This is a genomic window from Mesorhizobium sp. M4B.F.Ca.ET.214.01.1.1 (assembly GCF_004791545.1).
GTDB classification, from domain to species: Bacteria; Pseudomonadota; Alphaproteobacteria; order Rhizobiales; family Rhizobiaceae; genus Mesorhizobium; species Mesorhizobium abyssinicae.
On the sequence record NZ_SRUX01000016.1, the window covers coordinates 142316 to 165550 of the forward strand.

Sequence of the window (23235 nt, forward strand, 5' to 3'; positions counted from 1 at the left end):
TCCCTCACCCGATCTGAATGAGGACTTTGCCGGCGTCGACCTTGACCGGATAGGTCCTGAGGTTGACGCAGACCGGCGCGCCCTTGGCCGCCCCGGTCTTGTAGTTGAAGCGGCCATTGTGCTTCGGGCATTCGATGATGTCGTCCATGACCAGGCCGTCGGCCAGGTGCACCTTCTCATGCGAGCAGAGCCCATCGGTGGCGAAATACTCGTCGTCGGGGCTGCGGTAGATGGCGAAGGTGCGGCCGCCATGGTCGAACCGCTTCACGTCTTCCTCGTCGATGTCATCGGCCTTGCAGGCCTCGATCCAGTCGCTCATCGATCTCTCCGATACTCTGCCTGGCGCCCGCCATTGCATGGCGCCCACTTGTCTGCGGCTTGGCGCTTTAGGGCGATCTCACTCGGCCGCGGCGGCGGCCTTGTCGTTGTGCAATTCCTCGCGATAGGGCCGGGCGGTCGGCGGCAGCTCGCGCTTGAGGAAATAGTCCTCGTTGCGCAGCTGGCGCAGGAAGGCCGGGATCACTTCGCGGTAGCCGGCCAGGATCGACGGCGTCGGCGCCGGCAGGTCGTGCTTGATCAGCTCGTGCAGCCTGGGCAGCGCGTGATAGGGCACCATCGGGAACATGTGGTGCTCCACATGGTAGTTCATGTTCCAGTAGATGAACCGGCTGATCGGGTTCATGTAGACGGTGCGGCTGTTCAGCCGGTAGTCGATGACGTTGTCGGCCAGCCCGCCATGCTGCAGGATGCCGGTCAGCACATGGTGCCAGGCGCCATAGAGCCGGGGCAGGCCGACCAGCATCAGCGGCAGGAACGAGCCCGTGTAGAGCGCCAGCGCGATCGTCGCCGCATAGATCGCCAGCCAGGTGCGCGCGATCAGGATCGCCCTTGGCACCTCCTGCTCGGGAACATAGGTCTTTTCCTCGGCATTGATGATGCCGGCTGAATGACGGACCGTGTCCTTCATCGCATGCCAGCCGTCGAGGACGCCGACGAAGGCGAGGACGACGCGGATGAGGTCCGGCGGCCGCATGATGGCGATTTCCGGGTCGCGGCCGACGATGATGGTGTCGGTATGGTGGCGCGTATGGCTCCAGCGCCAGGTCACCGGATTGCGCATAATCATGAAGCAGGCGAGCTGATAGACCGCGTCGTTCATCCACTGCGTGCGGAAAGCGGTGCCATGGCCGCATTCGTGCCAGCGCGAGTCGGTCGAGGAGCCGTAAAGCGTGCCGTAGACGAAGAAGAACGGCACGCACCACCACGTGCCCCAGAACCAGGCGCCGCCGGCGCCGCTGAGGACCAGGGCGCCGAGCCAGATGATGGTATCGCGCAGCGCCGGTCCGTCGGAACGCTGCATCAGCTCCTTCATCTGCTTGCGGGGAACCTCGGTGTGGTACCACTCGGCCGCCGCCAGCCCGTTGTCGACGGCCAGCTGCGTGTCGCGGCCGACCAGGCTGTAATCGCGTCGCGACGGCGTCGCGGACAATGCTCCCGCCATTCCGGGGTCCTCCACCACGCCTCGTCGATCTCTGGCCGGCCAATCCCGGGCCTGGGATCGCAGGCGTCGAAATTCAAAATAGCGGCAACAAATGATAGGATCAACATCATGAAGATAGTTTCTATCATTTTCCATCAGGCTGGTGTAGGAAGGGAGGCTAGCGGAGGACCATCATGGCGAAACGGCCGACCATCACCGATCTGGCGCGCATTTCCGGGGTCAGCGTCGCCACCGTCGACCGCGTGCTCAACAACCGCTTGCCGGTTCGCGAGGAGACCGCGCGCCGCGTCTACGAGGCGGCGACCGATATTGGCTACCACGCGGCAGGGCTGATCCGGCAGCGCATGCGCCAGGAATTGCCGGAATATCGCCTTGGCTTCCTGTTGCTCAGGCGCGAGGACTTTTTCTACGGCGAGTTCGCCCGCGAGCTCGAACTGGCGGTCGCGCAGTCGCAGCGTTTTCGCGGCACCGCGGCGGTAGACTTCACCAGTTCGCTGGTGCCGGACGAGATCGCCGCGGAGATGCGCAGGCTGGCGACCAGATCGCGGGCCGTCGCCCTGGTCGGGCCCGATCACCCGACATTGACCGCCGCCGTCGAGGCGCTGAAGGCGAGGGGCCTGCCGGTCTTTTCGCTGCTCTCCGATTTTGCCTCCGGCATCCGCGAGGGCTATGTCGGGCTCGACAACCGCAAGGTCGGCCGCACCGCCGCCTGGATGATCGCCAAGGCGGCGAGGAAGCCCGGCAAGGTCGCCCTTTTCGTCGGCAGCCACCGCTTCCACGGTCATGAACTGCGCGAGATCGGCTTCCGCTCCTTCTTCCGCGAGCATGCGCCGGAGTTCACCGTGCTGGAGACGCTGGTCAATCTCGAGGCAAACCAGGTCACTCACGACGCGATGATCGACCTCCTGGCGCGGCATCCCGATCTCGCCGGCTGCTATGTCGCCGGCGGCGGCATGGAAGGCGCGGTCTCGGGCCTGCGGGAAGCGCGGCCGAAGCAGATGCCGGCGGTCGTCTGCAACGAGATCACGCCCGTGTCGCGCGCCGCCCTTGCCGACAACATATTGACCATGGTGATCTCCACTCCGCTCGCCGCGCTCTGCCGCGAGCTTGTCGACCTGATGGCGCATGCTATCGAGGCCGGCGCCGCCAACGCGCCGGGCCAGACCTTCCTGCCCTTCGACATCTATTTGCCAGAAAACATCTAGCGGGGCCGGCTATCCGCCCGCCGGCGCGGCAACCGCAGCAAATGATAGAATCTATCAGCCAGGACCGAAAATCCGGCGCTCGGCTTTCGATTCGCCCTTGACGCCTTCGCCTGAAATGGAATAAATATTTCATGAACTAGGCATTTTGGTTCTTTCGTTCCGGAACATCTGTTTCAAACACAGGACTTGGCGTTCCATCACGCGGGAGGCGCCCTCCGGAATCGAGATGGCAAGCGGGAGAGATTCCTCGGGAGATCGGGGATTCCGGGCAAAAATCGGTGCAGCCGGACACCATGTGGAGGAGAAATACAATGAAGAAACTGCTTTTGGGCGTCGCTTTCGCGGCGCTGATGAGTTCGTCCGCCTTTGCCGCCAAGGTTGGCGTGTCGATGGCCAAGTTCGACGACAACTTCCTCACCGTGCTGCGCAACGGCATGATCGAGCAGGCCAAGGGCATGGACGGTGTCGAGCTGCAGGTCGAAGACGCGCAGAATGACGTCGCCAAGCAGCTCGACCAGATCAAGAACTTCGCCGCCTCGGGCGTCGACGCCATCATCGTCAACCCGGTCGACACCTCGGCCACGCAGGCGATGTCCGACGCGGCGGCCGCCGCCAAGATCCCGCTCGTCTACGTCAACCGCGAACCGGTCAACGTCGACTCGCTGCCCGAAAACCAGGCCTTCGTCGCCTCGAACGAAGCCGATTCCGGGACGCTCGAAACCAAGGAAGCCTGCCGCCTGTTCACCGAAGCCGGCAAGAAGGAGGCCAACGTCTATGTGATCATGGGCGAGCTTTCCAACCAGGCCGCGGTGCAGCGCACCAAGGACATCGAGGAAGTGATCGCCACGCCGGAGTGCAGCTTCATCAAGATCATCGACAAGCAGACCTCGAACTGGGACCGTGACCAGGCGCAGAACCTGATGACCAACTGGCTGTCGACCGGCAAGCCGTTCGACGGCGTCATCGCCAACAACGACGAAAGCGCCATCGGCGCCATCCAGGCAATGAAGGCCGCCAACATCGACATGAAGACGGTCGTCGTCGGCGGCGTCGATGCCACCCAGGACGCGCTCGCCGCGATGCAGGCCGGCGATCTCGACGTGACGGTGTTCCAGGACGCCGCTGGCCAGGGCGCCGGCGCGCTCGATGCCGCGCTCAAGCTGTCCAAGGGCGAGAAGGTCGAGCACAAGGTCTATGTGCCGTTCCAGCTCGTCACGCCGGCCAACATCGACAAGTTCCTGAAGAAGAACTGAGGCTGGCCGTTCACTAGCGCAGTTCCAGGAAAAGCGTGAAACGGTTTTCCGCGCGGAATTGCGACAGAGAAATAGGGCGGCGCATCAGATCAGAACAACGGCGCCGCTCCTCGTTTCCTCCCGCCCGTGCGGGCGGGAGGGCGAACGCGGCCGACGGAGGAAAGAGACGTGGCACAGACATCCCATGGCGTCGGCGGGCTGACCTACGATGCGAAGAAGCGTGCATGGCCTGCCGAGTTCAACGTTTTCCTGGCGCTCGTCATCCTCGTCGGCGCTTTCGAGCTGATCGGCCGGGTCTTTCTCGGTGACAGCTTCCTGTTCAACACCCGCGACAATGTCGACGCCATCTTCAACGAGCAGCGCCTGCAGATCATCATCCTGCAGGTGTCGATCGTCGGCATCATCGCCATCGGCGTGACCCAGGTGATCATTTGCGGCGGCATCGACCTGTCGTCCGGTTCGGTCGTCGGCGCCACCGCGATGATCGCCATGAGCTTCGCCCAGGTGGCGACCGTCAACGGCAATCCCAACCCCAAGGCGATGTTCATCGACTATGGCTTGACCGACCTGCCGGTGATCGTGCCGGTGCTGGTCGCCATCGGCTGCGGCTTGATCGCCGGCCTGGTCAACGGCCTTCTGATCGCCTACACGCGCATCCCGCCCTTCATCGCCACGCTCGGCATGATGGTGACCGCGCGCGGCATCGCCAAATGGTGGTCCAAGGGCCAGCCGATCTCGTTTCCGACCGACAGCTTCGCGGCGATAGGCAAGGGCCTGATGCCGGTCATCATCTTCATCTCGCTGGCGATCCTGTTCCAGCTGATCCTGACCTACACCAAGTACGGCAAGCACTGCTATGCCATCGGCTCCAACGAGGATGCTGCGCGCATGTCGGGCATCAAGATCGCCAACCACAAGGTGCTGGTCTATGTCATCGCCAGCATCCTCGCCTCGCTCGCCGCCGTTGTGCTCTGCTCCAAGAACCTGACCGCCCAGGCCGGCATGGGCGTCATGTACGAGCTCGACGCCATCGCCATGGCGGTCATCGGCGGCGTCTCGCTGTCGGGCGGCCGCGGCTCGATCATCGGCACCGTCATCGGCTCGCTGATCTTCGGCGTCATCATCTCCGGCTTCACCTTCCTGCGCCTCGACGCCTACTATCAGGAGATGGTCAAGGGCGTGATCATCGTCGGCGCGGTGGTTCTCGATCAATGGCGCCAGCGTCGCCGCGCGATAGGAGCTTGACCATGTCGGACATCGTTCTCAAGACCGAAAACCTGACCAAGCGCTATGGCGGCGTGCATGCTCTCGAAGGCGCCAACTTCGAACTGCGCAAGGGCGAGCATGTCGCGATCATGGGCGACAACGGCGCCGGCAAGTCGACTTTCGTGCGCCAGATCACCGGCGTCGAGCAGCGGACCGACGGCAAGGTCTGGTTCGACGGCAAGGAGGTGAGCTTCGCCGGGCCGATCGAGGCGCGCGAGGCGGGCATCGAAACCGTGTTTCAGAACCTCGCGCTTGCCGACGATCTCGACGTGCCGTCCAACCTGTTCCTCGGCCGCGAGAAGGTGCTGTTCAATCTCGGCCCGTTCTCGATTCTGGATCGCAAGTACATGCGCAAGGCGACAGAGGCCGCACTGGTCCGCACCGCGGTGAAGATCCCGAACCTCTCCAGCACCATTCGCCACATGTCGGGCGGCCAGCGGCAGTGCGTGGCAATCGCCCGCACGGCGACCTTCGCCTCCAAGCTGATCATCATGGACGAGCCGACGGCGGCGCTCGGCGTGCAGGAGACGGCACAGGTCGAAAACATCATCCGCACGCTGAAGGAAAATGGCGAGCCGCTGATCCTGATCAGCCACAACATGCGCCAGGTGTTCGACCTGGTCGACCGTATCGTCGTCTTCCGGCGCGGCAAGATCGTCGCCAATTTGCGCAAGCAGGACACTGACGGCAACGACATTGTCGCCTATATCACCGGCGCCAAGACCGGACAGGCGGAGCTCCAGGCCGCCTGACGGCCGTCACGGCGGGATCAACCAGATCGTCCGCGCCAGACAAGGCGCGGACATGTTTTAGAACCACCCTCAAAGGACAATTCATGACTATCCGCTTCGCACTTCTCGGCGCCGGCCGCATCGGCAAGGTCCACGCCCGCGCCGTCGGCTCCAATCCCGATGCAAAACTTGTTGCCGTGGCGGACGCCTTCGAGAAGGCGGCGAGCGACCTGGCCTCGGCCTATGGTGCCGAAGTGCGCAGCATCGAGGCCATTGAGAAGGCCAAGGACATCGACGCCGTCATCATCTGCACGCCGACCGACACCCATGCCGACCTCATCGAGCGCTTCGCCAAGGCCGGCAAGGCGATCTTCTGCGAGAAGCCGATCGATCTCGACGTCAAGCGCGTCGAGAAGTGCCTGGCCGTGGTCGAGAAGGCCGGCGCCACGCTGATGGTCGGCTTCAACCGCCGCTTCGACCCGCATTTCGCCGCCGTGCGCAAGGCCATCGACGACGGCGCCATCGGCACGGTGGAGATGGTCACCATCACCTCGCGCGATCCGGGCGCGCCGCCGCTCGACTACATCGCCCGCTCCGGCGGCATCTTCCGCGACATGACCATCCACGATTTCGACATGGCGCGCTTCCTGCTCGGCGAGGAGCCGGTGGCGGTGAGCGCACACGCTTCGGTGCTTGTGGACGAGAAAATCGGCGAGGCCGGCGATTTCGACTCGGTCAGCGTCATCCTCGAGACCGCGTCCGGCAAGCAGGCTGTCATCTCCAACTCGCGCCGCGCCACCTATGGCTATGACCAGCGCATCGAGGTGCACGGCTCGAAGGGCATGGTCGCCGCCGAGAACCAGCGGCCGGTGTCGATCGAGCTCGCCAACGACAAGGGCTACACGCGCCCGCCGCTGCACGACTTCTTCATGACCCGCTACCTCGACGCCTACGCCAACGAGATCGCCGCCTTCATCGGCGCGGCAACCAAGGGCAAGAAGGCGGCGCCAAGCGGAACGGACGGCCTTGTGGCGCTGAAGCTTGCGGACGCCGCGCTCAAGTCGGCGAAGACCGGCAAGACTGTTCGCGTCGACTGAGCTTTTTGAATTCGAACACAGGAGAACAGCGATGAGCGGTTTGGCCGGTCGCAATTCGGAAACGCGCGCCCTCGTCACCGGCGGCGCGCAAGGCATCGGCTTCGCCGTCGCCGAGGCGCTGGCCGACGAGGGCTGCCGCGCGCTGGCGCTGGTCGGCCGCTCGCAGGAGAAGGGCGACAAGGCGGTCGCGGCGCTGAAGAAGGGCGGCGTCGACGCCATCTTCATCAGCGCCGACGTCGCCAAGGTCGCCGACTGCAAGCGCGCCGTGGACACGGCGATCGCGCATTTCGGCACGCTGAACGCGCTGGTCAACGCCGCCGCCACCTCGGCCCGCGGCTCGCTGATCGAAACGACAGAGGACGTCTTCGACCAGATCTTCGACACCAATGTGCGCGGCCCCTTCTTCCTGATGCAGGGCCTGGTCGCGCATCTTCTGGCCCGCAAGGCGCCGGGCTCGATCGTCAACGTGCTGTCGATGTCGGCGCATGCCGGCCAGTCCTTCCTGACGCCCTATTCGACCAGCAAGGGCGCGCTGATGACGCTGACCAAGAATGTCGCCAGCTCCTATCGGAGGAACCGCATCCGCTGCAACGCGGTGCTGCCGGGCTGGATGGACACCGAGGGCGAGGCGATCGTGCAGAAGAAGTGGCACGACGCCCCGGACGACTGGCTGCAAAAGGCCGAGGCCTCGCAGCCGATGGGCCAGCTGGTCAAGCCGGCCCAGCTTGCGCGGCTGATCACCTATATGCTCAGCCCGCAGGCCGGCGTGATGACCGGCTCGCTGGTCGACTACGACCAGAACATTGCTGGCGTGGTCGGCGAGTAGGGCAGGCGAGCAGCCTCGCATCCAGAAGCAGATCGGCCGCGCGTTCACGAGTGATTGGGCTCGAGCGCCTATCAGGGCGTCCCGGGCTCTGAAAGTCCCTGTTGCCGCAGCATCGCTATTCCCATATAGTCAAGATGGTCAGAATAGTCATGAGATTGAAATGCTGCCTGGACCCAAAGAAGATATGAGCTGGACGGTCGCTGGGGCAAAAGCCCGGCTCTCGGAGGTTATAGATCGGGCACAATCGTCGCCGCAGACGATCACCCGAAACGGCAAACCAAGCGTGGTCGTCGTGTCCGCAGAGGAATGGCGGCGCAAGACCGCACGGAAAGGCACGCTGGCGGAGTTCCTGCTGGAGTCGCCGTTGCGCGGCTCCGATTTGAACCTTGAGCGTCAACGCGACGAGCCGCGTGATCTGCCGCTGTGAAGATACTGCTTGATACGAATGTCCTGTCCGAAGTGACAAGGCCGGCGCCAGACGCACGCGTGTTGGGCTGGTTGGACGAGCTTGACGAGGACCGCTCATTCATCAGCGTCGTGTCGATCGCCGAAATCCGCCGCGGCGTTGCCCTCATGGATGAGGGACGCAAACGCGAAGCGCTTGCAGAATGGCTCGCTCGGGATTTGCCCCAGCGCTTTGAGCAGAGGGTTTTGCCGGTGGACGAAGCCGTTGCCTTGGCCTGGGGCGACCTGATGGGCCTTGCCAAGCGCCGCGGCCGCGGTCTGTCCTCAATGGATGGACTGATCGCTGCCACATCGATTGCGCAGCAGCTCACTTTGGCAACGCGCAACACGAAGGATTTCGAAGGCTTTGGAATCGAACTCTTCGATCCCTGGACTGCATAAACAGGGCATGTCGGGTTCGAGAGCCTATGCCCTCGCCACAAGAGAATGTCTCGATGCATTCCATATTAGATCACGGCAAGCGGCCATCTTGGGGTTGGCGTCACCGCGCGGTCAGAAGCCAACGCTCTACAACTGTTCTCGCTAACCTTCGGATCCGTGCAAAAGGTCGTCAGCATCGAGATGGTCAGGACATGGATGATTTCGATCAAAATCATGGGCAACTGGTTTCGTCGTCGTATCTGGTTTCCCCGAGGCCACGAGCAAATTTCAAGCTGAGACGAGGCCCGTACCGAAAGAAAGGCGTCTCAATTGAGTGATCCTCAACCCATCACGAACGAAAATATCCTGAAGATTCTCGGCACCGTCCTCATCGAAATTCGCGCGGCCGATGACCTACCTACAGCACGCATGCTTGCAGACTCATTTCACAACGCGCCGGCCATGATCGCCCGCGGTGCTGATCCGCAGGATACATGGACAAGCGTTCTCAATACCGCTCGCAGGCTTGAGATGGAACGGTATGTCGTCTCACTGTTGAACCACGTTCAGGCGAGACAAATATCAAGCCGAGCCCCTACCGACACGTGACAAGCGCCTTCGCATCGACTATATGAGCCGCATGATCCACCTGACCGCCTCGTTTTGGTACTTTAGCTACGGTAGCTCGCTGGCGGCGGGAGGATTGCGCTCGATCTGAAGATTGCAGCATCAAAATCCGACAAGCCGCCAGACCTGGCGGCTTTTTTGTTTCAGCCGGCAGGTCTCCTAACCAGGAGCAGAAAGCCGTGTTGACCACCACAGACGACCTTCGGGTCACCGAACTCAAGGAACTGAGCACGCCGGAAGAGGTGATGCGCGAGATACCGCGCACGCTGACGGCGACGCGCACTGTTGCCGCGTCACGCAATGCCATCCATTCGATCCTGACGGGCGCCGACGACCGGCTTTTGGTCATCGTCGGCCCCTGTTCGATCCACGATCCGGTCGCCGCAATGGACTACGCCAGCCGTCTGGCGGCGCTGCGCGAGGCCCTTGCAGACCGGCTCGAGATCGTCATGCGCGTCTATTTCGAGAAGCCGCGCACCACGGTCGGCTGGAAGGGGCTGATCAACGATCCCGACCTCGACGGCAGCTTCAACATCGACAAGGGGCTGCGCATGGCGCGCAACGTGCTGTCGGCCGTCAACAATCTCGGCCTGCCGGCGGCGACCGAGTTCCTCGACATGACGACGCCGCAATACATCGCCGACCTCGTCGCCTGGGGCGCCATCGGCGCGCGTACCACCGAGAGCCAGATCCATCGCGAGCTGGCCTCGGGCCTGTCCTGCCCGGTCGGCTTCAAGAACGGCACCGACGGCAATCTCCGCATCGCCGCCGAGGCGGTGAAGTCGGCCGCCCAGCCGCATCACTTCATGGCGGTGACCAAGGGCGGCCGCAGCGCGATCGCGGCGACCACCGGCAATGAGGACTGCCACGTCATCCTGCGCGGCGGCATCCAGCCAAACTACGACGCGGCTTGCGTCGCCGCCTCCGCTGCGGAGCTCGGCCGCATCGGGGTCGCGCCGCGGCTGATGATCGACGTCAGCCACGCCAACTCGAGCAAGAAGCCGGAGAACCAGCCGAAGGTGGCGGCCGACGTGGCGGGCCAGGTGGCAGCGGGCGACGAGCGCATCATCGGCGTCATGATCGAGAGCAATCTCGTCGCCGGCCGGCAGGACGTGGTGGCCGGCAAGCCGCTCACCTACGGCCAGAGCATCACCGATGGCTGCATCGACTGGGCGACCACCGAGACGGTGCTGCACGGCCTTGCCGGCGCGGTCGAATGGCGGCGGTCGGCACGCCGCGAAATGCTGGCGACCCGGCAGGGCGCGGCCTGACTTCCTTCTCCCCCGGTGGAAGAAGGTGGATCGGCGCGCAGCGCCGAGACGGGTGCTGGAAGGAACTCGGCGCGGGCCCTTGAGGCTCACGCCGCCCCCAGACCTTCCCAGGCGGTGAACACCGAGACCGCGAACAGCAGCAGCCCCGCCGCCCGACCGGCAAGGACGGTCGCCCGCGGATTGGCGACCAGCAGCTCGCGGCTGCTGCCGGCGGTAACCGCGAGCCCGCCATAGATGGCGGCCTGCGTGGCGATCGTCATCAGCCCCATGACGGTCGCCTGCATCCAGATCGGGCCGTAATCCGGCTTCAGGAACTGCGGATAGACGGCGAGGATGAAGAGGTAGGCCTTCGGGTTGATCAGGCAGGTCATCAGCCCCTGGCGAAACGCCTTCCAGGCGGAACGGCTGCTGGAAGGCCCGTCCTGGCCGATGGTGATGGAGCTGCGCATCAGCGTGATGCCGATATAGGCCATGTAGGCGGCGCCGGCGATCAGCAGCGGCGTGAACAGGATCGGTACGAAATGCATGAGCAGGCCGACGCCGATCGCGCCGTTCAGCGTGTGCACTATGCCGCCCAGCATGATGCCCCCAGTCGCGGCGAGACCTCTGTTGCTGCCGCCCGTCAGCGCATTGGCCAGCACGAACAGCATGTCCATGCCGGGCACGACGATGATGCCGAACAGCAGGATGAAGAAGAGCCAGAGATTTTGCGCGTAGTCCATGTCAGTAGTCTGTTGCCTCACCCGAAACGCCGCAGAGCAATGTGTTGATTTTCAAGCGGATAGGCCGTCCTATAGATCATCCCAACTGACGGGGATGTGTCAGTTGCGTTCGGAGCCGTTGAGGAAATGCGCAAGGCGTCGCGCCTGTTCGAGATCATCCAGATCCTGCGGCTGGCCAGGCAGCCGGTGACGGCGGCCATGATTGCCGAACAGCTGGAAGTGACGGTGCGCTCGATCTATCGCGACATCGCGGCACTGCAGGCGATGCGCGTGCCGATCGAGGGCGGGCGCGGCATCGGCTACGTCCTGCGTCCGGGCTTCGACCTGCCGCCGCTGATGTTCTCGATCGAGGAGATGGAGGCGATCGTGCTGTCGTTGGCGCTGCTCGAGCGCACCGGCGACGACGAGCTCAAGCAGGCCGCAAAACGCGTCGGCGCCAAGATCGCCGGTGCGGTGCCGCCGCCCTTGCGCCAGGCGCTCGACGCCAATGCCCTGCATGCCTGGGGTTTTGCCGCACCCTCGGCCTCGGCGGTCGATCTCGCCTTGGTGCGCCGCGCCATCCGCGACGAGGAGAAGCTCGACCTTTCCTATCGCGACGAGGCGGGCCGCGACACAAAGCGCCTCATCCGCCCGGTCGCGCTCATCTACTACGCCGAAACCGCCAACATCGTCGCCTGGTGCGAGCTTCGCCAGGCTATCCGCAATTTCCGCAGCGACCGCATCGAGGACTGCCGGCTGGCGGGCCTATGGTTCAAGGGCGAAGGCGACCGGCTGCGGCAGGTCTGGGTGGACGGCTGGGAGATCAACGCATCGGCTGCCGCCACCTGACGCTTTGCCGGCCTTGCGTTGGAAGCGGCTGTTACCTTACGTCCACCCAGCGCTGTTCCTGGAACGAGCGCGCCATCGCATGCACGGTGCGCTCGATCTCCAGCCCCTCGTCGAAATCGATGATCCTTGCCGGCTTGCCGGCAAGCCGCAGCATGAGCTCGTGGCATTCGATGATCTTGAGGTCGTTGAAGCCGAGGCCGTGGCCGGGCGCCGGCACGAAGGCGTCGTAAGGCTTGTGATGCGGCGCCACCAGGATGGTGCGGTAGCCCTGCTCGGTCGGTCGATCGGCCGTGAGGTAGAGCTGGAACTCGTTGAACCGTTCCTGGTCGTAGAGGATCGAGCCTTTCGAACCGAAGATCTGGATGGCGATGCGGCCCTTGCGGCCCCAGGCCGAGCGATTGACCAGCAGCGTGCCGGCAATGCCGTTCTCCAGATGCATCAGCACGCTGGCGATGTCGTAGGTCTCGACCGCGCGGCGTCCCCCGGATGCAACCTTGCGGTCGGCATAGGGCTTGGCCATGTCGCACATGACGCGGCCGACGCGGCCGAACAGCACCTTGATAAGCGACAGCGGATGCACGGCGAAATCGTCGAGCGCGCCATAGCCCGACGCCGCCTCGTGCTTCCAGAAGAACGCCGCCTCCGGGTCGGCCATGAAGTCCTCGTCCATCTCGATGCGCAGATGGTTGACCTCGCCGATGATCTTCTCCTCGAGCAGCGCGCCGATATGGCGGATGGCCGGGTTCTGGATGTAATTGTAGCCGAGCGCCGCCACCTTGCCGGATTTCTTCGCCGCCTTCGCCATCGCCTCGGCTTCCGCGAAGCCCGGCGCCATCGGCTTCTCGCACCAGAGATGCTTGCCGGCATCGAGGATGGCGATGGCCATTTCCGGATGGAACTGGTTGGGCGTGGTCAGCGAGACGATCTCGACCTCCGGATCGTTGACCACGGCGCGCCAGTCGCCGGAACCCCTGGCGAAGCCGAACTCACCCGCCTTGCGCCTGGCAAGCTCGTCATTGACCTCGCCGAGATGCACCAGCCTGGGCTTGGCTACATCGGGGAAGACGGTGCCGACCGCGCTCCAGGCAATGGCGTGGCACTTGCCCATGAAACCCGTGCCGATGAGGCCCACTCCGACCATTTGGATGTCTCCATTGAAGGGGAACTGTAGCGTGTGGATGAATTAATCCATTTCCGCTCGGAATGGAACGTCCAAATCATTTTTTATGGTGTTCTTGCGCGAAGCCGCTATGATGAGGCAGGAGAGGGGGACTACCATTATGGCCGTGGGCGGAGCGACGATGGACGAACGGGTTCCCCGCGATTTCGAGACGCTGCGCGCGACGATCCTGGAGCGGCGCCACAGCCTGCCCAAGCGCATCGCGCAGATCGCCGCCTATGCGCTGGACAATCCCGACGACATCGCTTTCGGCACCGCCGCCAGCATCGCCGCCTCGGCCGGCGTCCAGCCCTCGACCCTGATCCGCTTTGCCCAGCAGCTCGGCTTCGACGGCTTCACCAGCCTGCAGCTTGTGTTCCGCGAGCGACTGCGCGAGCGCAATTCCTCGTATGACGAGCGTCTGGCCGCGCTCCGTGCCAAGGCCGAGGAAGGCGCCGGCCACCGGGCGATCTTCGACGGTTTCGTCGCCGCCGCCAGCACCTCGCTGAGCGACATTTCGCGCACGCTGAACGAGCCGCATTTCGAGGAGGCGATCGCTCTGCTGGCCAAGGCCGAGACCATCTATGTGCTGGCCAAGCGCCGCTCCTATCCGGTCGCCTCCTACATCGCCTACGCGCTGGGCAAGCTCAAGATCCGTAACCAGCTGATAGAGTCGGCCGCCGGCCTCAATGCCGAGATGGTCGGCTTTGCCACGCCGAGGGATGCCGTCATCGCCATCTCGTTTTCGCCCTATGCGCCGGCGACCATCGAGGAAACGCGCGCCATCTCCGAGCAGGGCGTGCCAATCGTCGCCATCACCGACTCCTCGTTCTCGCCGCTCGCCCAGTTCGCCAAGGTCTGGTTCGAGGTCGCCGAGGCCGATTTCGCCGGCTTCCGCTCACTGTCGGCGACGATGGCGCTGGCCATGGCGCTGACCGTCGCAGTCGGCGAGAAGCGGCGCGACACGGGCCGCAAGCGCAAGGGCTGAACGGCTCGGCCTGCAGTCTTTTTCGGCTAGGGAATGCTCATTCCATCTTGACTACAGATTGGAATTATTATTTCATAATCCCGGCATCACGCCGCCGCTCGCGCGTGTACCCCAAAATGGGGTTGCTCAACACAATAAGGCCGATGGGAGGTTCGAATGGGCGAAGCCGTGGAAGCGAAACCGCTCGACGTCATCACCATCGGCCGCGCTTCGGTCGATCTCTATGGCCAGCAGATCGGCTCGCGGCTGGAGGACATCACCTCCTTCGCCAAATCGGTAGGCGGCTGCCCGGCCAACATCTCCGTCGGCACGGCAAGGCTTGGCCTGCGTTCGGCGCTGCTCACCCGCGTCGGCGACGAGCAGATGGGTCGGTTCATCCGCGAGCAGCTGAAGCGCGAGGGCGTCTCGGTCGATGGCCTGAAGACCGACAAGGAGCGGCTGACCGCGCTGGTGCTGCTCTCCGTCGAGGACGAAGGCGTCTCGCCGATGATTTTTTACCGCTCCGACTGCGCCGACATGGCGCTGGCCGAGGAGGACATCGACGAGGCGTTCATTGCCTCGGCCCGCGCGGTCGTCGTCACCGGCACGCATTTCTCCCGCCCCAACAGCGACGCCGCGCAGCGCAAGGCGATCAGCATCATGAAGGCCAAGGGCGGCAAGGTGGTCTTCGACATCGACTACCGCCCGAACCTCTGGGGCCTTGCCGGCCATGCCGAGGGCTTCGAGCGCTATGTCAAATCCGACCGCGTCTCGGCGCAGCTGAAGACGGTGTTGCCCGATTGCGACCTCATCGTCGGCACCGAAGAGGAGATCATGATCGCCTCGGGCGCCGATGATTGCCTGAGCGCGCTGAAGACCATCCGCTCGCTGTCCTCCGCCACCATCGTGCTCAAGCGCGGCGCCATGGGCTGCATCGTCTACGACGGGCCGATCAGCGACGACCTCGAGGACGGTGTCGTCGGCAAGGGCTTTCCGATCGAGGTCTACAATGTGCTTGGCGCCGGCGATGCCTTCATGTCGGGCTTCCTGCGCGGCTGGCTCGGCGGCGAGAGCTTCGCCACGGCGGCGACCTGGGCCAATGCCTGCGGCGCCTTCGCCGTCTCGCGCCTGCTCTGCGCGCCGGAATATCCGACCTTCGAGGAATTGCAGTATTTCCTCAAGCACGGCAGCAAGCACCTTGCGCTGCGCAAGGACGAGGCGATCAACCACATCCATTGGGCGACGACGCGCCGGCGCGACATCCCCTCGCTGATGGCGCTCGCCTGCGACCACCGCGTCCAGCTCGAGGACGTCGCCGCCAAGACCGGTGCGGACGCCGCCCGCATCGAGGATTTCAAGGTGCTGACCGTCAAGGCGGCGGCCAGGGTCGCCGCCGGCCGCGCCGGTTACGGCATGCTGCTCGACGAGAAATATGGCCGCGACGCCATGTTCGAATTCGCCCGCCATCCCTTCGCCTGGCTTGGCCGCCCGGTCGAACTGCCGGGCTCGCGGCCGCTGCGCTTCGAATTCTCGCAGGACATCGGCTCGCAGCTGATCGACTGGCCGGTCGAGCACTGCATCAAATGCCTGTGCTTCTATCATCCGGACGACCCCGAGGCGCTGAAGCTGGAGCAGCAGCAGAAGCTGCGCAGCCTGTTCGAAGCCGCGCGGAAAGTGGGCAGGGAGCTTCTCGTCGAGATCATCGCCGGCAAGCACGGCAAGCTCGACGACACCACCATCCCGCGCGCGCTGGAGGAACTCTATGCGCTGGGCATCAAGCCCGACTGGTGGAAGCTCGAGCCGCAGGCCTCGGCCAGCGCCTGGGCCAAGATCGAGGCGGTGATCGTCAAGAACGACCCATGGTGCCGCGGCGTCGTGCTGCTCGGGCTGGAGGCGCCACAGGACGAGCTGGAAGCGGCCTTTGCCGCAACGAGCAACGCGCCGATCGTCAAGGGCTTCGCCGTCGGTCGCACCATCTTCATCAACGCCGCCGAACAATGGCTGGCCGGCAGGATGTCGGATGAAGAGGCGGTCGCCGACATGGCGTCGCGCTTCGAGCAACTGACCGAGGCATGGCTTGCCGCGCGCGGCCGCAAGGCGGCATAACAGACGGAAGCCGGAGGAGACGACATGACGAAGACCGTACGCCTGACCATGGCGCAGGCTGTGACCCGCTTCCTGTCGCGCCAGATGACTGAGATCGACGGCAGACGAGTGCCGATCTTCGGCGGCGTCTGGGCGATCTTCGGCCATGGCAATGTCGCCGGCATCGGCGAGGCGCTCTACCAGGTGCGCGACGAATTGCCGACCTTCCGCGCCCATAATGAGCAGGCGATGGCGCATGCGGCAATTGCCTATGCCAAGGCCAATTTCCGCCGCCGCTTCATGGCGGCGACCAGCTCGATCGGACCGGGCGCGCTCAACATGGTGACGGCGGCAGCCCTGGCACACGTAAACCGGTTGCCTGTCCTGTTTTTGCCGGGCGATGTGTTCGCCAACCGCTTGCCCGATCCGGTGCTGCAGCAGGCCGAGGATTTTTCCGACGGCACCGCGAGCGTCAACGACTGCTTTCGCGCCGTGTCGCGATATTTCGACCGCATCACGCGGCCGGAGCAGGTCATCCCGGCGCTCAACCGCGCCATGCAGGTGCTGACCGATCCGGCAGAATGCGGCCCGGTCACGCTGTCGCTCTGCCAGGACGTGCAGGCCGAGGCTTATGATTATCCCGAAAGCCTGTTTGCCGAGCGCCTCTGGATGCCGCGCCGGGTTCGTCCCGACCGCAACGAACTGGCGGCCGCCGTCGCGGCGCTGAAGGGCGCCAAAAGGCCGCTAGTGATCGCCGGCGGCGGCGTCCTCTATTCGCAGGCTTCGGGCGAACTGGCCAAGCTTGTGCAGGGCGCCGGCATTCCCGTCTGCGAGACGCAGGGCGGCAAGTCTTCGCTCCCCGATGACCATCCGCTCAACATGGCTGCGGTCGGCGTCACCGGCACGTCCGCCGCCAACCGGCTGGCCGAGGAGGCCGATGTCGTGCTTGCCGTCGGCACCAGGCTGCAGGATTTCACCACCGGCTCATGGGCGCTGTTCAAGAATGCCGGCCGCACCATCATCGGGCTGAACACCCAAGGTTTCGATGCCGGCAAGCACTGGGCGCTGCCGCTGGTCGCCGACGCGGCCGAAGGGCTGGCGGAACTGTCCGCTGCCTTGAAGGGCTGGAAGGGGCCGTCCGCCTGGACCGACAATGCGCTAAAGGGCAAGACGGAGTGGCAGGCTGCCGCCGCCAAGGTCACGGCCTCGACCAATGCCGCCTATCCATCCGACGCGCAGGTGATCGGCGCCGTGCAGCGCGCCATGGGCTCGGGCGTCACCTTGCTGCATGCCGCCGGCGGTCTGCCCGGCGAATTGCACAAGCTCTGGCAGGCCGGCGCGCCTGGCTCCTATCATGCCGAATACGGCTTCTCGACCATGGGTTACGAGATCGCCGGGGGTCTCGGGGTCAAGATGGCGAAGCCCGATCAGGAGGTCGTCGTCATGGTCGGCGACGGCTCCTACCTGATGCTCAATTCCGAGATCGCCACATCGGTGATGCTGGGGCTGAAACTCACCATCGTGCTGCTCGACAACCGTGGCTATGGCTGCATCAACCGGCTGCAGATGGCGACCGGCGGCGCCAACTTCAACAATCTCCTGAAGGACTCCCGCCACGAGGTGATGCCCGATGTCGACTTCGCCGCCCATGCGGCAAGCCTCGGCGCGACGGCCGAGAAGGTGGCCTCGATCGCCGAGCTGGAGACGGCGCTCGCCAGGGCCAAGGCCAACAGCAAGACCACCGTGCTGGTCATCGACACCGATCCGCTGGTGTCGACCGAGGCCGGCGGCCACTGGTGGGACGTCGCCGTGCCGGAAGTCTCCGCGCGACGCGAAGTCAACGTCGCGCGCAAGAAATATGAGGAAGCCGTCGGCAGCCGGCAGGGCTGAGCCCGCTTCCGCCTCGCAACGAACTGACATTGGAGTGACGACTTGAAAGCCAAACTGGGCATGTCCCCCATCGCGTGGTGGAACGACGATCTGGTGGAACTGAGCGATGACGTGTCGCTGGAGGAGTGTCTGCGCCAGTCGCGCTCGGCCGGCTTCACCGGCATGGAAAAGGGCCGCCGCTTTCCCGACGATCCCAAAGTGATGCTGCCGATCCTGAAGGCAGCCGACGTCACGCTCTGCGGCGGCTGGTTCTCAGGCACGCTGGTCGAAGAGGAGATGGCCAGGAACAAGGACCGCATCCAGCCGATGATCGACCTGTTCAAGGCGGTCAACGCGCCCTGCATCGTCTATGGCGAGGTCGGCCGCTCCATCCAGGGTGACCGTTCGAAGCCGCTCGCCACCAAGCCGAAGCTCTCCGGCGACGAAATGAAGGCCTATGGCAGGCGCCTGACCGAATTCGGCGAATGGTGCGCCGAGCAGGGCATGCCGCTGTCCTACCACCACCACATGGCGGCGGTCGTCGAGACCGAGCCGGAGCTTGACGCCTTCATGCGCCACTCCGGCGAAGGCATTCCGCTGCTGCTCGACGCCGGCCATCTCGCCTTCGCCGGCGGCGACGTGCTGCGCGCCATCGACAACCACCACAAGCGCATCAACCACGTCCATGTGAAGGACGTGCGCATGGGCGTGATCGACAGACTCGACCGCACCAGGCAGTCCTTCCTCGATGCCGTGGCGCTCGGCGCCTTCACCGTGCCTGGCGACGGGTCGTTGGATTTCGGCGCCATTGTGCAGCGGTTCGCCGACCATGGCTATGAAGGCTGGTTCGTCGTCGAGGCCGAGCAGGATCCGAAGCCCAACCCTCCGCTCAGGATGGCCCAGGTCGGTTACAAGGAGCTGATGCGGGTGATGAGCGCCGCCGGCTACACGGTGGAGACGCAGGGTTTTCCGGCCTGAACGGTGGATTAGTCAGGGCGCACGGTCTATCTGATGCACTTTGGCTAAATCCGGGATTGGCGCGCGATGAAAGACTATGAGCATCCCTTCTTCCGGCCGCTGTGGCGGCGCATCGCCGTGGTGGCTGTCTGCCTGGCCTGGTCGGTGATGGAGTTCGCTTCCGGCACGCCTTTCTGGGGCGTCATCGCGCTCGGCTTCGCCGGCTATGCCGTCTGGCAGTTCTTCTATCTCTACAAGCCGGCCGAAGAGGCCAAGCCTCCGGCCGAACCGAAGGAATGATCGAGGAGACAAAAATGTCCAAACTGCTCGTCAAGGCCGACAAGGGCCACGGCCGCGTCGCCCACGTCACGCCGCAAAGCGCCGGCTGGACCTATGTCGGCTTCGATCTTCATCGGCTGAAAGCGGGCGAGACGGCTTCGGGTGAAACGGCCGACCGCGAGGTCTGCCTGGTCTTCGTCACCGGCAAGGGCAAGGCGTCCGCCGCCGGCACGGATCTCGGCCTGCTCGGCGAGCGCATGTCGCCGTTCGAGGGCAAGCCCTGGTCGGTCTATGTGCCCGAGGGGTCCAACTGGTCAGTGACCGCCGATACCGAGCTGGAACTCGCCGTCTGTTCGGCGCCCGGCCTGGGTGGCGGCCTGCCGGCCCGCGTCATCGCTCCGCGGGATCTCGGCCAGGAGGTGCGCGGCAAGGGCACCAATACGCGCTACGTCACCAACATTCTGCCCGAAGGCAAGCCGGCCGACTCGTTGCTGGTGGTCGAGGTCATCACGCCGGGCGGTCACACCTCCAGCTATCCGCCGCACAAGCACGACCGGGACAATCCCCCCGCGGAGTCCTATCTCGAGGAAACCTACTACCACCGTCTCAACCCGCCGCAAGGCTTTGCCTTCCAGCGCGTCTATACCGACGCCGGCAGGAATGGCGAGCGCGAGCTGGACGAGGCGATGGCGATCGAGGACGGCGACGTGGTGCTGGTGCCGAAGGGCTACCACCCATGCGCCGCCTGCCACGGCTACGATCTCTACTATCTCAACGTCATGGCCGGGCCGAAGCGCACCTGGAAGTTCCACAACGCGCCCGAGCACGAATGGCTGATGAAGGCCTGAGCCTCCTGCATTGCGCTGAAGCCATTGGTCCAGCACGGAAGAATCGTCGGCTAAGGACCTGCCTGGCCGATTTGCCACCGAAAACCATCGTAAGCTTCGTCAATCCGTCATGGAAATCACCTATGGCAACGGGTCTGACGAGGACTTCTTATGCGCTACGCCATCTATTTCACCCCAAGCCAGGACGAGCCGCTGGCGCGGATCGCCGCCAATTGGCTGGGACGCGACCCGTTCGGCGCCGCCACCCGGCCGGTCGAGGCCGTGGGTGAGCTGTCGGCGGCCGAAGTAGCCTTCCACACCGCCTCGGCCCGCCGCTACGGCTTTCACGCGACGCTGAAGGCGCCCTTCAGGTTGGCTGAGAACGAGACCGAAGCCACGCTGCGCGCGGCGCTCGACAGCTTCGCCGAGGCGGCCCAGCCGGTTACCATCCCGCGCCTGATCGTCGGCCAGATCGACGGTTTCTTCGCGCTGGTGCCGCAAGCGCCGGTGCCGGCGCTCAACCGCTTCGCCGGCGATGTGGTGCTCGCCTTCGACCGCTTCCGCGCGCCGCTGACCGAGGCCGAGATCGAGCGCCGCAGCCCAGATTCGCTGAAGCCGGACGAGTTCCGCAACCTCTGCCAATGGGGCTACCCTTACGTCTTCGAGACCTTCCGCTTTCATATGACGCTGTCCGGCCGTGTCGCGTCACAGGAAAGCCCTCGTCTGCGCGCAGCAATCGACAGCCTGTTCACGGAAGTGCTGCTGCGGCCGGTGCCGGTCGATGCGCTGACGCTGTTCGTCGAAACCGAACCGGGCGCCCCGTTCATGGTGCTGTCCCACCACGCGCTAGGACGCCGCCCGGCCCGGAAAACTGCCTGAGACCAAACTGCTTGAGACCAAACTGCCTGATTACCAAGGACGATTTGAAATGACCGCCGAGACCGTTCTCACCAATGCCCGCATCGTGCTTGCCGACGAGATCGTCGAGGGCTCGCTGGTGCTGCGTGACGGCTTGATCGCAGCCATCGACCCGGGCGCTGCCCGCGCCGGCGAGGACATGGGCGGCGACTACATCATCCCCGGCCTGGTGGAACTGCACACCGACCATCTCGAAGGCCACTACGCGCCGCGCCCTAAGGTGCGCTGGAACCCGATTGCCGCCGTGCTTGCCCATGACGCGCAGGTGGCGACCGCCGGCATCACCACCGTGCTCGATGCCTTGCGCGTCGGCATGGACGAGGACGCCGACCTCACTTCAGCCGACATCCGCAAGCTGGCCGACGCCATTGAGGACAGCGTCGCGCAGGAGCGGCTCAGGGCCGACCATTTCATCCATCTGCGCTGCGAGGTCTCGGCGCCGGACTGCCTGAAGGCTTTCGCCAATTTCGAGACCGACGAGCGGGTGAAGCTGGCGTCGCTGATGGACCATGCTCCGGGACAGCGCCAGTTCGTCAATCTCGAAACCTATGCCTATTACTACCAGCGCAAGCTGAAGCTCTCCGATCGCGACTTCCAGAAATTCTGCGAGAAGCGCATGGCGGAATCGGCGATGAATTCCGGTCCGAACCGCATCTTCATTTCCGCCTCCTGCCACGAACGCGGCATTGTGCTGGCCAGCCATGACGACGCCACCGCCGGCCATGTCGAGGAAGCGATCGAGCAGGGCGTGCGCGTCGCCGAGTTCCCGACCACGGAGGAAGCGGCGCGGGCCTCCAAGGCGGCCGGCCTCGGTGTGCTGATGGGTGCGCCCAACGTCATGCGCGGCGCCTCGCATTCCGGCAACGTCTCGGCCCGCACGTTGGCCGGCGAGGGCCTGCTCGACATCTTGTCGTCCGACTACATTCCCTTCAGCCTGATCCAGTCGGCATTCTTCCTTGGCGATATGGTCGAGGGCATTTCCCTGCCGCAGGCGGTGGCGATGGTGTCAAGGAACCCGGCCGAGGCGGTCGGTCTCAGTGACCGCGGCGTGATCGAGGAGGGCCGGCGCGCCGATCTGGTGCGCGTGCGCGTCGACGACCATGTGCCGGTCGTGCGCACCGTCTGGCGCCAGGGGCGCCGGGTCGCATGATGGTCTCGGCCCTGCTCGAACGCGAATTGTCGGCCGAGAGATTCCCGATCCGCAACGGCGTCTTCGTCGCCGTGGTCGGTCCGAGCGGCGCCGGCAAGGACACGGTGATCGGCTATGCAAAGGGCCGCTTCGCCGACGAGACGCGGCTCGAATTCGTGCGCCGCGTCATCACCCGCCCGAGCGACGCGGCGAGCGAGGACCACGATACGCTGGCCGATGCCGCCTTCGCCGAGGCCGAGGCCGACGGCGCCTTCGCCTTGTGCTGGGACGCCCACGGCTTGCGCTACGGCCTGCCCGCCGATGTCGACTGGGCGGTCGCCAACGGTCATGTCGCCGTCGCCAACGTCTCGCGGTCTGTTATTCCGGCGCTGCGCGAGCGTTACGCCAATCTGGCGGTGGTCGAGATCACCGCGACGCCGGAAATCCTCGCCGAGCGGCTGGCAGCCCGCGGCCGCGAATCGCGTGGCGAGGTCCTGGCGCGCCTGGCGCGCAGCGCCAGCATCGCGCTCTCCGGACCGGACGTCACCTCGATCGACAACAGCGGCGCCAAGGACATCGCCGGCGAGCGCTTCGCCGAGGTGCTGCGCAAGGCGATGGCGTTTTCGGATTTGTCCAGCATGATCTGAGGCGAATTGATTCAGGTGATCCCGGCTTGCATGTGAGAGGTTGAGCCGAGACTTGTTGATGTCGGCGCCGCCCCCTCATTGCCCTGCCGGGCATTTCTCCCCGTATAGTGACGGGGAGAAAGGGCTGACCGCAGCCTCGGCGCCTTTCTAGCAACATTCGAAATTGGCGAAATCATCGAAGAGAGCGCCCCTCTCCCCGTCACTATACGGAGAGAGGATGCCGGCAGGCAGGTGAGGGGCAGCGCC

Annotated in this window: 24 protein-coding genes; 20 read left to right on the forward strand and 4 right to left on the reverse strand. The window is 64.7% G+C overall.

Features of this window, described 5'->3' with window-relative positions:
- Positions 1 to 4 precede the first annotated feature (4 nt).
- Together EN857_RS27320 and EN857_RS27325 are read right to left on the reverse strand one after the other, a co-directional pair.
- On the reverse strand, positions 5 to 319 hold the full coding sequence (locus EN857_RS27320; protein ID WP_127283242.1) for a MocE family 2Fe-2S type ferredoxin: 315 nt from the start codon (positions 317 to 319) through the stop codon (positions 5 to 7).
- A 78-nt stretch (positions 320 to 397) separates the two neighbouring features.
- Positions 398 to 1501, reverse strand: coding sequence for a fatty acid desaturase family protein (locus tag EN857_RS27325; RefSeq protein ID WP_189379516.1), 1104 nt, complete (start codon positions 1499 to 1501; stop codon positions 398 to 400).
- Between the two features lie 173 nt (positions 1502 to 1674).
- Here EN857_RS27325 and EN857_RS27330 point away from each other — a divergent pair, with 173 nt between their 5' ends.
- The 10 genes from EN857_RS27330 to EN857_RS27375 all read left to right on the forward strand — a co-directional run bounded on the left by EN857_RS27330 (position 1675) and on the right by EN857_RS27375 (position 10602).
- Complete coding sequence (locus EN857_RS27330; protein WP_127283243.1) at positions 1675 to 2706, forward strand: LacI family DNA-binding transcriptional regulator; 1032 nt, start codon at positions 1675 to 1677, stop codon at positions 2704 to 2706.
- A gap of 311 nt (positions 2707 to 3017) precedes the next feature.
- The gene (locus EN857_RS27335; protein WP_127283244.1) at positions 3018 to 3959 is read left to right on the forward strand and encodes a sugar ABC transporter substrate-binding protein; all 942 of its coding nucleotides are present in this window, start codon (positions 3018 to 3020) and stop codon (positions 3957 to 3959) included.
- A gap of 168 nt (positions 3960 to 4127) precedes the next feature.
- Positions 4128 to 5204 carry an ABC transporter permease gene (locus EN857_RS27340; RefSeq protein ID WP_127283245.1) on the forward strand — a complete coding sequence of 359 codons (1077 nt, stop codon included), beginning with the start codon at positions 4128 to 4130 and terminating at the stop codon, positions 5202 to 5204.
- A gap of 2 nt (positions 5205 to 5206) precedes the next feature.
- A complete protein-coding gene (locus EN857_RS27345) occupies positions 5207 to 5977 on the forward strand; it encodes an ATP-binding cassette domain-containing protein (protein ID WP_127283246.1) in 771 nt (256 codons plus the stop codon).
- A gap of 83 nt (positions 5978 to 6060) precedes the next feature.
- Entirely contained in the window at positions 6061 to 7053 is a 993-nt protein-coding gene (gene iolG, locus EN857_RS27350) for an inositol 2-dehydrogenase (protein ID WP_128346012.1), read from the forward strand.
- Positions 7054 to 7084: 31 nt separating this feature from the next.
- A complete protein-coding gene (locus tag EN857_RS27355; RefSeq protein ID WP_127391598.1) occupies positions 7085 to 7879 on the forward strand; it encodes an SDR family oxidoreductase in 795 nt (264 codons plus the stop codon).
- A gap of 160 nt (positions 7880 to 8039) precedes the next feature.
- Positions 8040 to 8306: a type II toxin-antitoxin system Phd/YefM family antitoxin gene (locus EN857_RS27360; RefSeq protein ID WP_127391599.1), complete on the forward strand. Its 267-nt coding sequence runs from the start codon at positions 8040 to 8042 to the stop codon at positions 8304 to 8306.
- Positions 8303 to 8725, forward strand: coding sequence for a type II toxin-antitoxin system VapC family toxin (locus EN857_RS27365; protein ID WP_127391600.1), 423 nt, complete (start codon positions 8303 to 8305; stop codon positions 8723 to 8725). Before EN857_RS27360 ends, EN857_RS27365 begins: the two co-directional genes overlap by 4 nt.
- A gap of 309 nt (positions 8726 to 9034) precedes the next feature.
- A complete protein-coding gene (locus EN857_RS27370; RefSeq protein ID WP_127391601.1) occupies positions 9035 to 9313 on the forward strand; it encodes a hypothetical protein in 279 nt (92 codons plus the stop codon).
- 197 nt (positions 9314 to 9510) lie between these two features.
- Positions 9511 to 10602 (forward strand): 3-deoxy-7-phosphoheptulonate synthase, encoded by a 1092-nt coding sequence (locus tag EN857_RS27375; RefSeq protein WP_127391602.1) that lies wholly within the window; start codon positions 9511 to 9513, stop codon positions 10600 to 10602.
- Between the two features lie 86 nt (positions 10603 to 10688).
- Here the strand turns inward: EN857_RS27375 and EN857_RS27380 are convergent, their stop codons facing one another.
- Entirely contained in the window at positions 10689 to 11324 is a 636-nt protein-coding gene (locus EN857_RS27380) for a LysE family translocator (RefSeq protein WP_127310442.1), read from the reverse strand.
- 126 nt (positions 11325 to 11450) lie between these two features.
- Here EN857_RS27380 and EN857_RS27385 point away from each other — a divergent pair, with 126 nt between their 5' ends.
- Entirely contained in the window at positions 11451 to 12152 is a 702-nt protein-coding gene (locus EN857_RS27385) for a YafY family protein (RefSeq protein ID WP_127391603.1), read from the forward strand.
- A gap of 31 nt (positions 12153 to 12183) precedes the next feature.
- On the opposite strand, the gene EN857_RS27390 is transcribed toward EN857_RS27385, so the two are convergent.
- Positions 12184 to 13293, reverse strand: a complete 1110-nt coding sequence (locus EN857_RS27390; protein WP_127391604.1) for a Gfo/Idh/MocA family oxidoreductase — start codon at positions 13291 to 13293, stop codon at positions 12184 to 12186.
- 160 nt (positions 13294 to 13453) lie between these two features.
- On the opposite strand from EN857_RS27390, the gene EN857_RS27395 reads away from it, so the two are divergent.
- From EN857_RS27395 to phnN, 9 genes are all read left to right on the forward strand, one after another.
- Positions 13454 to 14299 (forward strand): MurR/RpiR family transcriptional regulator, encoded by an 846-nt coding sequence (locus EN857_RS27395; RefSeq protein WP_187331344.1) that lies wholly within the window; start codon positions 13454 to 13456, stop codon positions 14297 to 14299.
- Positions 14300 to 14455: 156 nt separating this feature from the next.
- On the forward strand, positions 14456 to 16384 hold the full coding sequence (gene iolC / locus EN857_RS27400; RefSeq protein WP_127391605.1) for a 5-dehydro-2-deoxygluconokinase: 1929 nt from the start codon (positions 14456 to 14458) through the stop codon (positions 16382 to 16384).
- A gap of 24 nt (positions 16385 to 16408) precedes the next feature.
- Positions 16409 to 18253 carry a 3D-(3,5/4)-trihydroxycyclohexane-1,2-dione acylhydrolase (decyclizing) gene (iolD, locus tag EN857_RS27405; protein ID WP_127391606.1) on the forward strand — a complete coding sequence of 615 codons (1845 nt, stop codon included), beginning with the start codon at positions 16409 to 16411 and terminating at the stop codon, positions 18251 to 18253.
- A gap of 42 nt (positions 18254 to 18295) precedes the next feature.
- Positions 18296 to 19210: a myo-inosose-2 dehydratase gene (gene iolE / locus EN857_RS27410; protein ID WP_127391607.1), complete on the forward strand. Its 915-nt coding sequence runs from the start codon at positions 18296 to 18298 to the stop codon at positions 19208 to 19210.
- 66 nt (positions 19211 to 19276) lie between these two features.
- Positions 19277 to 19489, forward strand: a complete 213-nt coding sequence (locus EN857_RS27415; RefSeq protein WP_127391608.1) for a DUF3329 domain-containing protein — start codon at positions 19277 to 19279, stop codon at positions 19487 to 19489.
- A gap of 14 nt (positions 19490 to 19503) precedes the next feature.
- Positions 19504 to 20316: a 5-deoxy-glucuronate isomerase gene (gene iolB, locus EN857_RS27420; protein WP_127391609.1), complete on the forward strand. Its 813-nt coding sequence runs from the start codon at positions 19504 to 19506 to the stop codon at positions 20314 to 20316.
- Between the two features lie 150 nt (positions 20317 to 20466).
- Positions 20467 to 21174, forward strand: a complete 708-nt coding sequence (locus EN857_RS27425; protein WP_127391610.1) for a DUF1045 domain-containing protein — start codon at positions 20467 to 20469, stop codon at positions 21172 to 21174.
- 49 nt (positions 21175 to 21223) lie between these two features.
- The gene (locus EN857_RS27430; protein ID WP_127391611.1) at positions 21224 to 22363 is read left to right on the forward strand and encodes an alpha-D-ribose 1-methylphosphonate 5-triphosphate diphosphatase; all 1140 of its coding nucleotides are present in this window, start codon (positions 21224 to 21226) and stop codon (positions 22361 to 22363) included.
- Positions 22360 to 22989: a phosphonate metabolism protein/1,5-bisphosphokinase (PRPP-forming) PhnN gene (phnN, locus tag EN857_RS27435; RefSeq protein WP_189379514.1), complete on the forward strand. Its 630-nt coding sequence runs from the start codon at positions 22360 to 22362 to the stop codon at positions 22987 to 22989. Before EN857_RS27430 ends, phnN begins: the two co-directional genes overlap by 4 nt.
- Positions 22990 to 23235 lie beyond the last annotated feature (246 nt).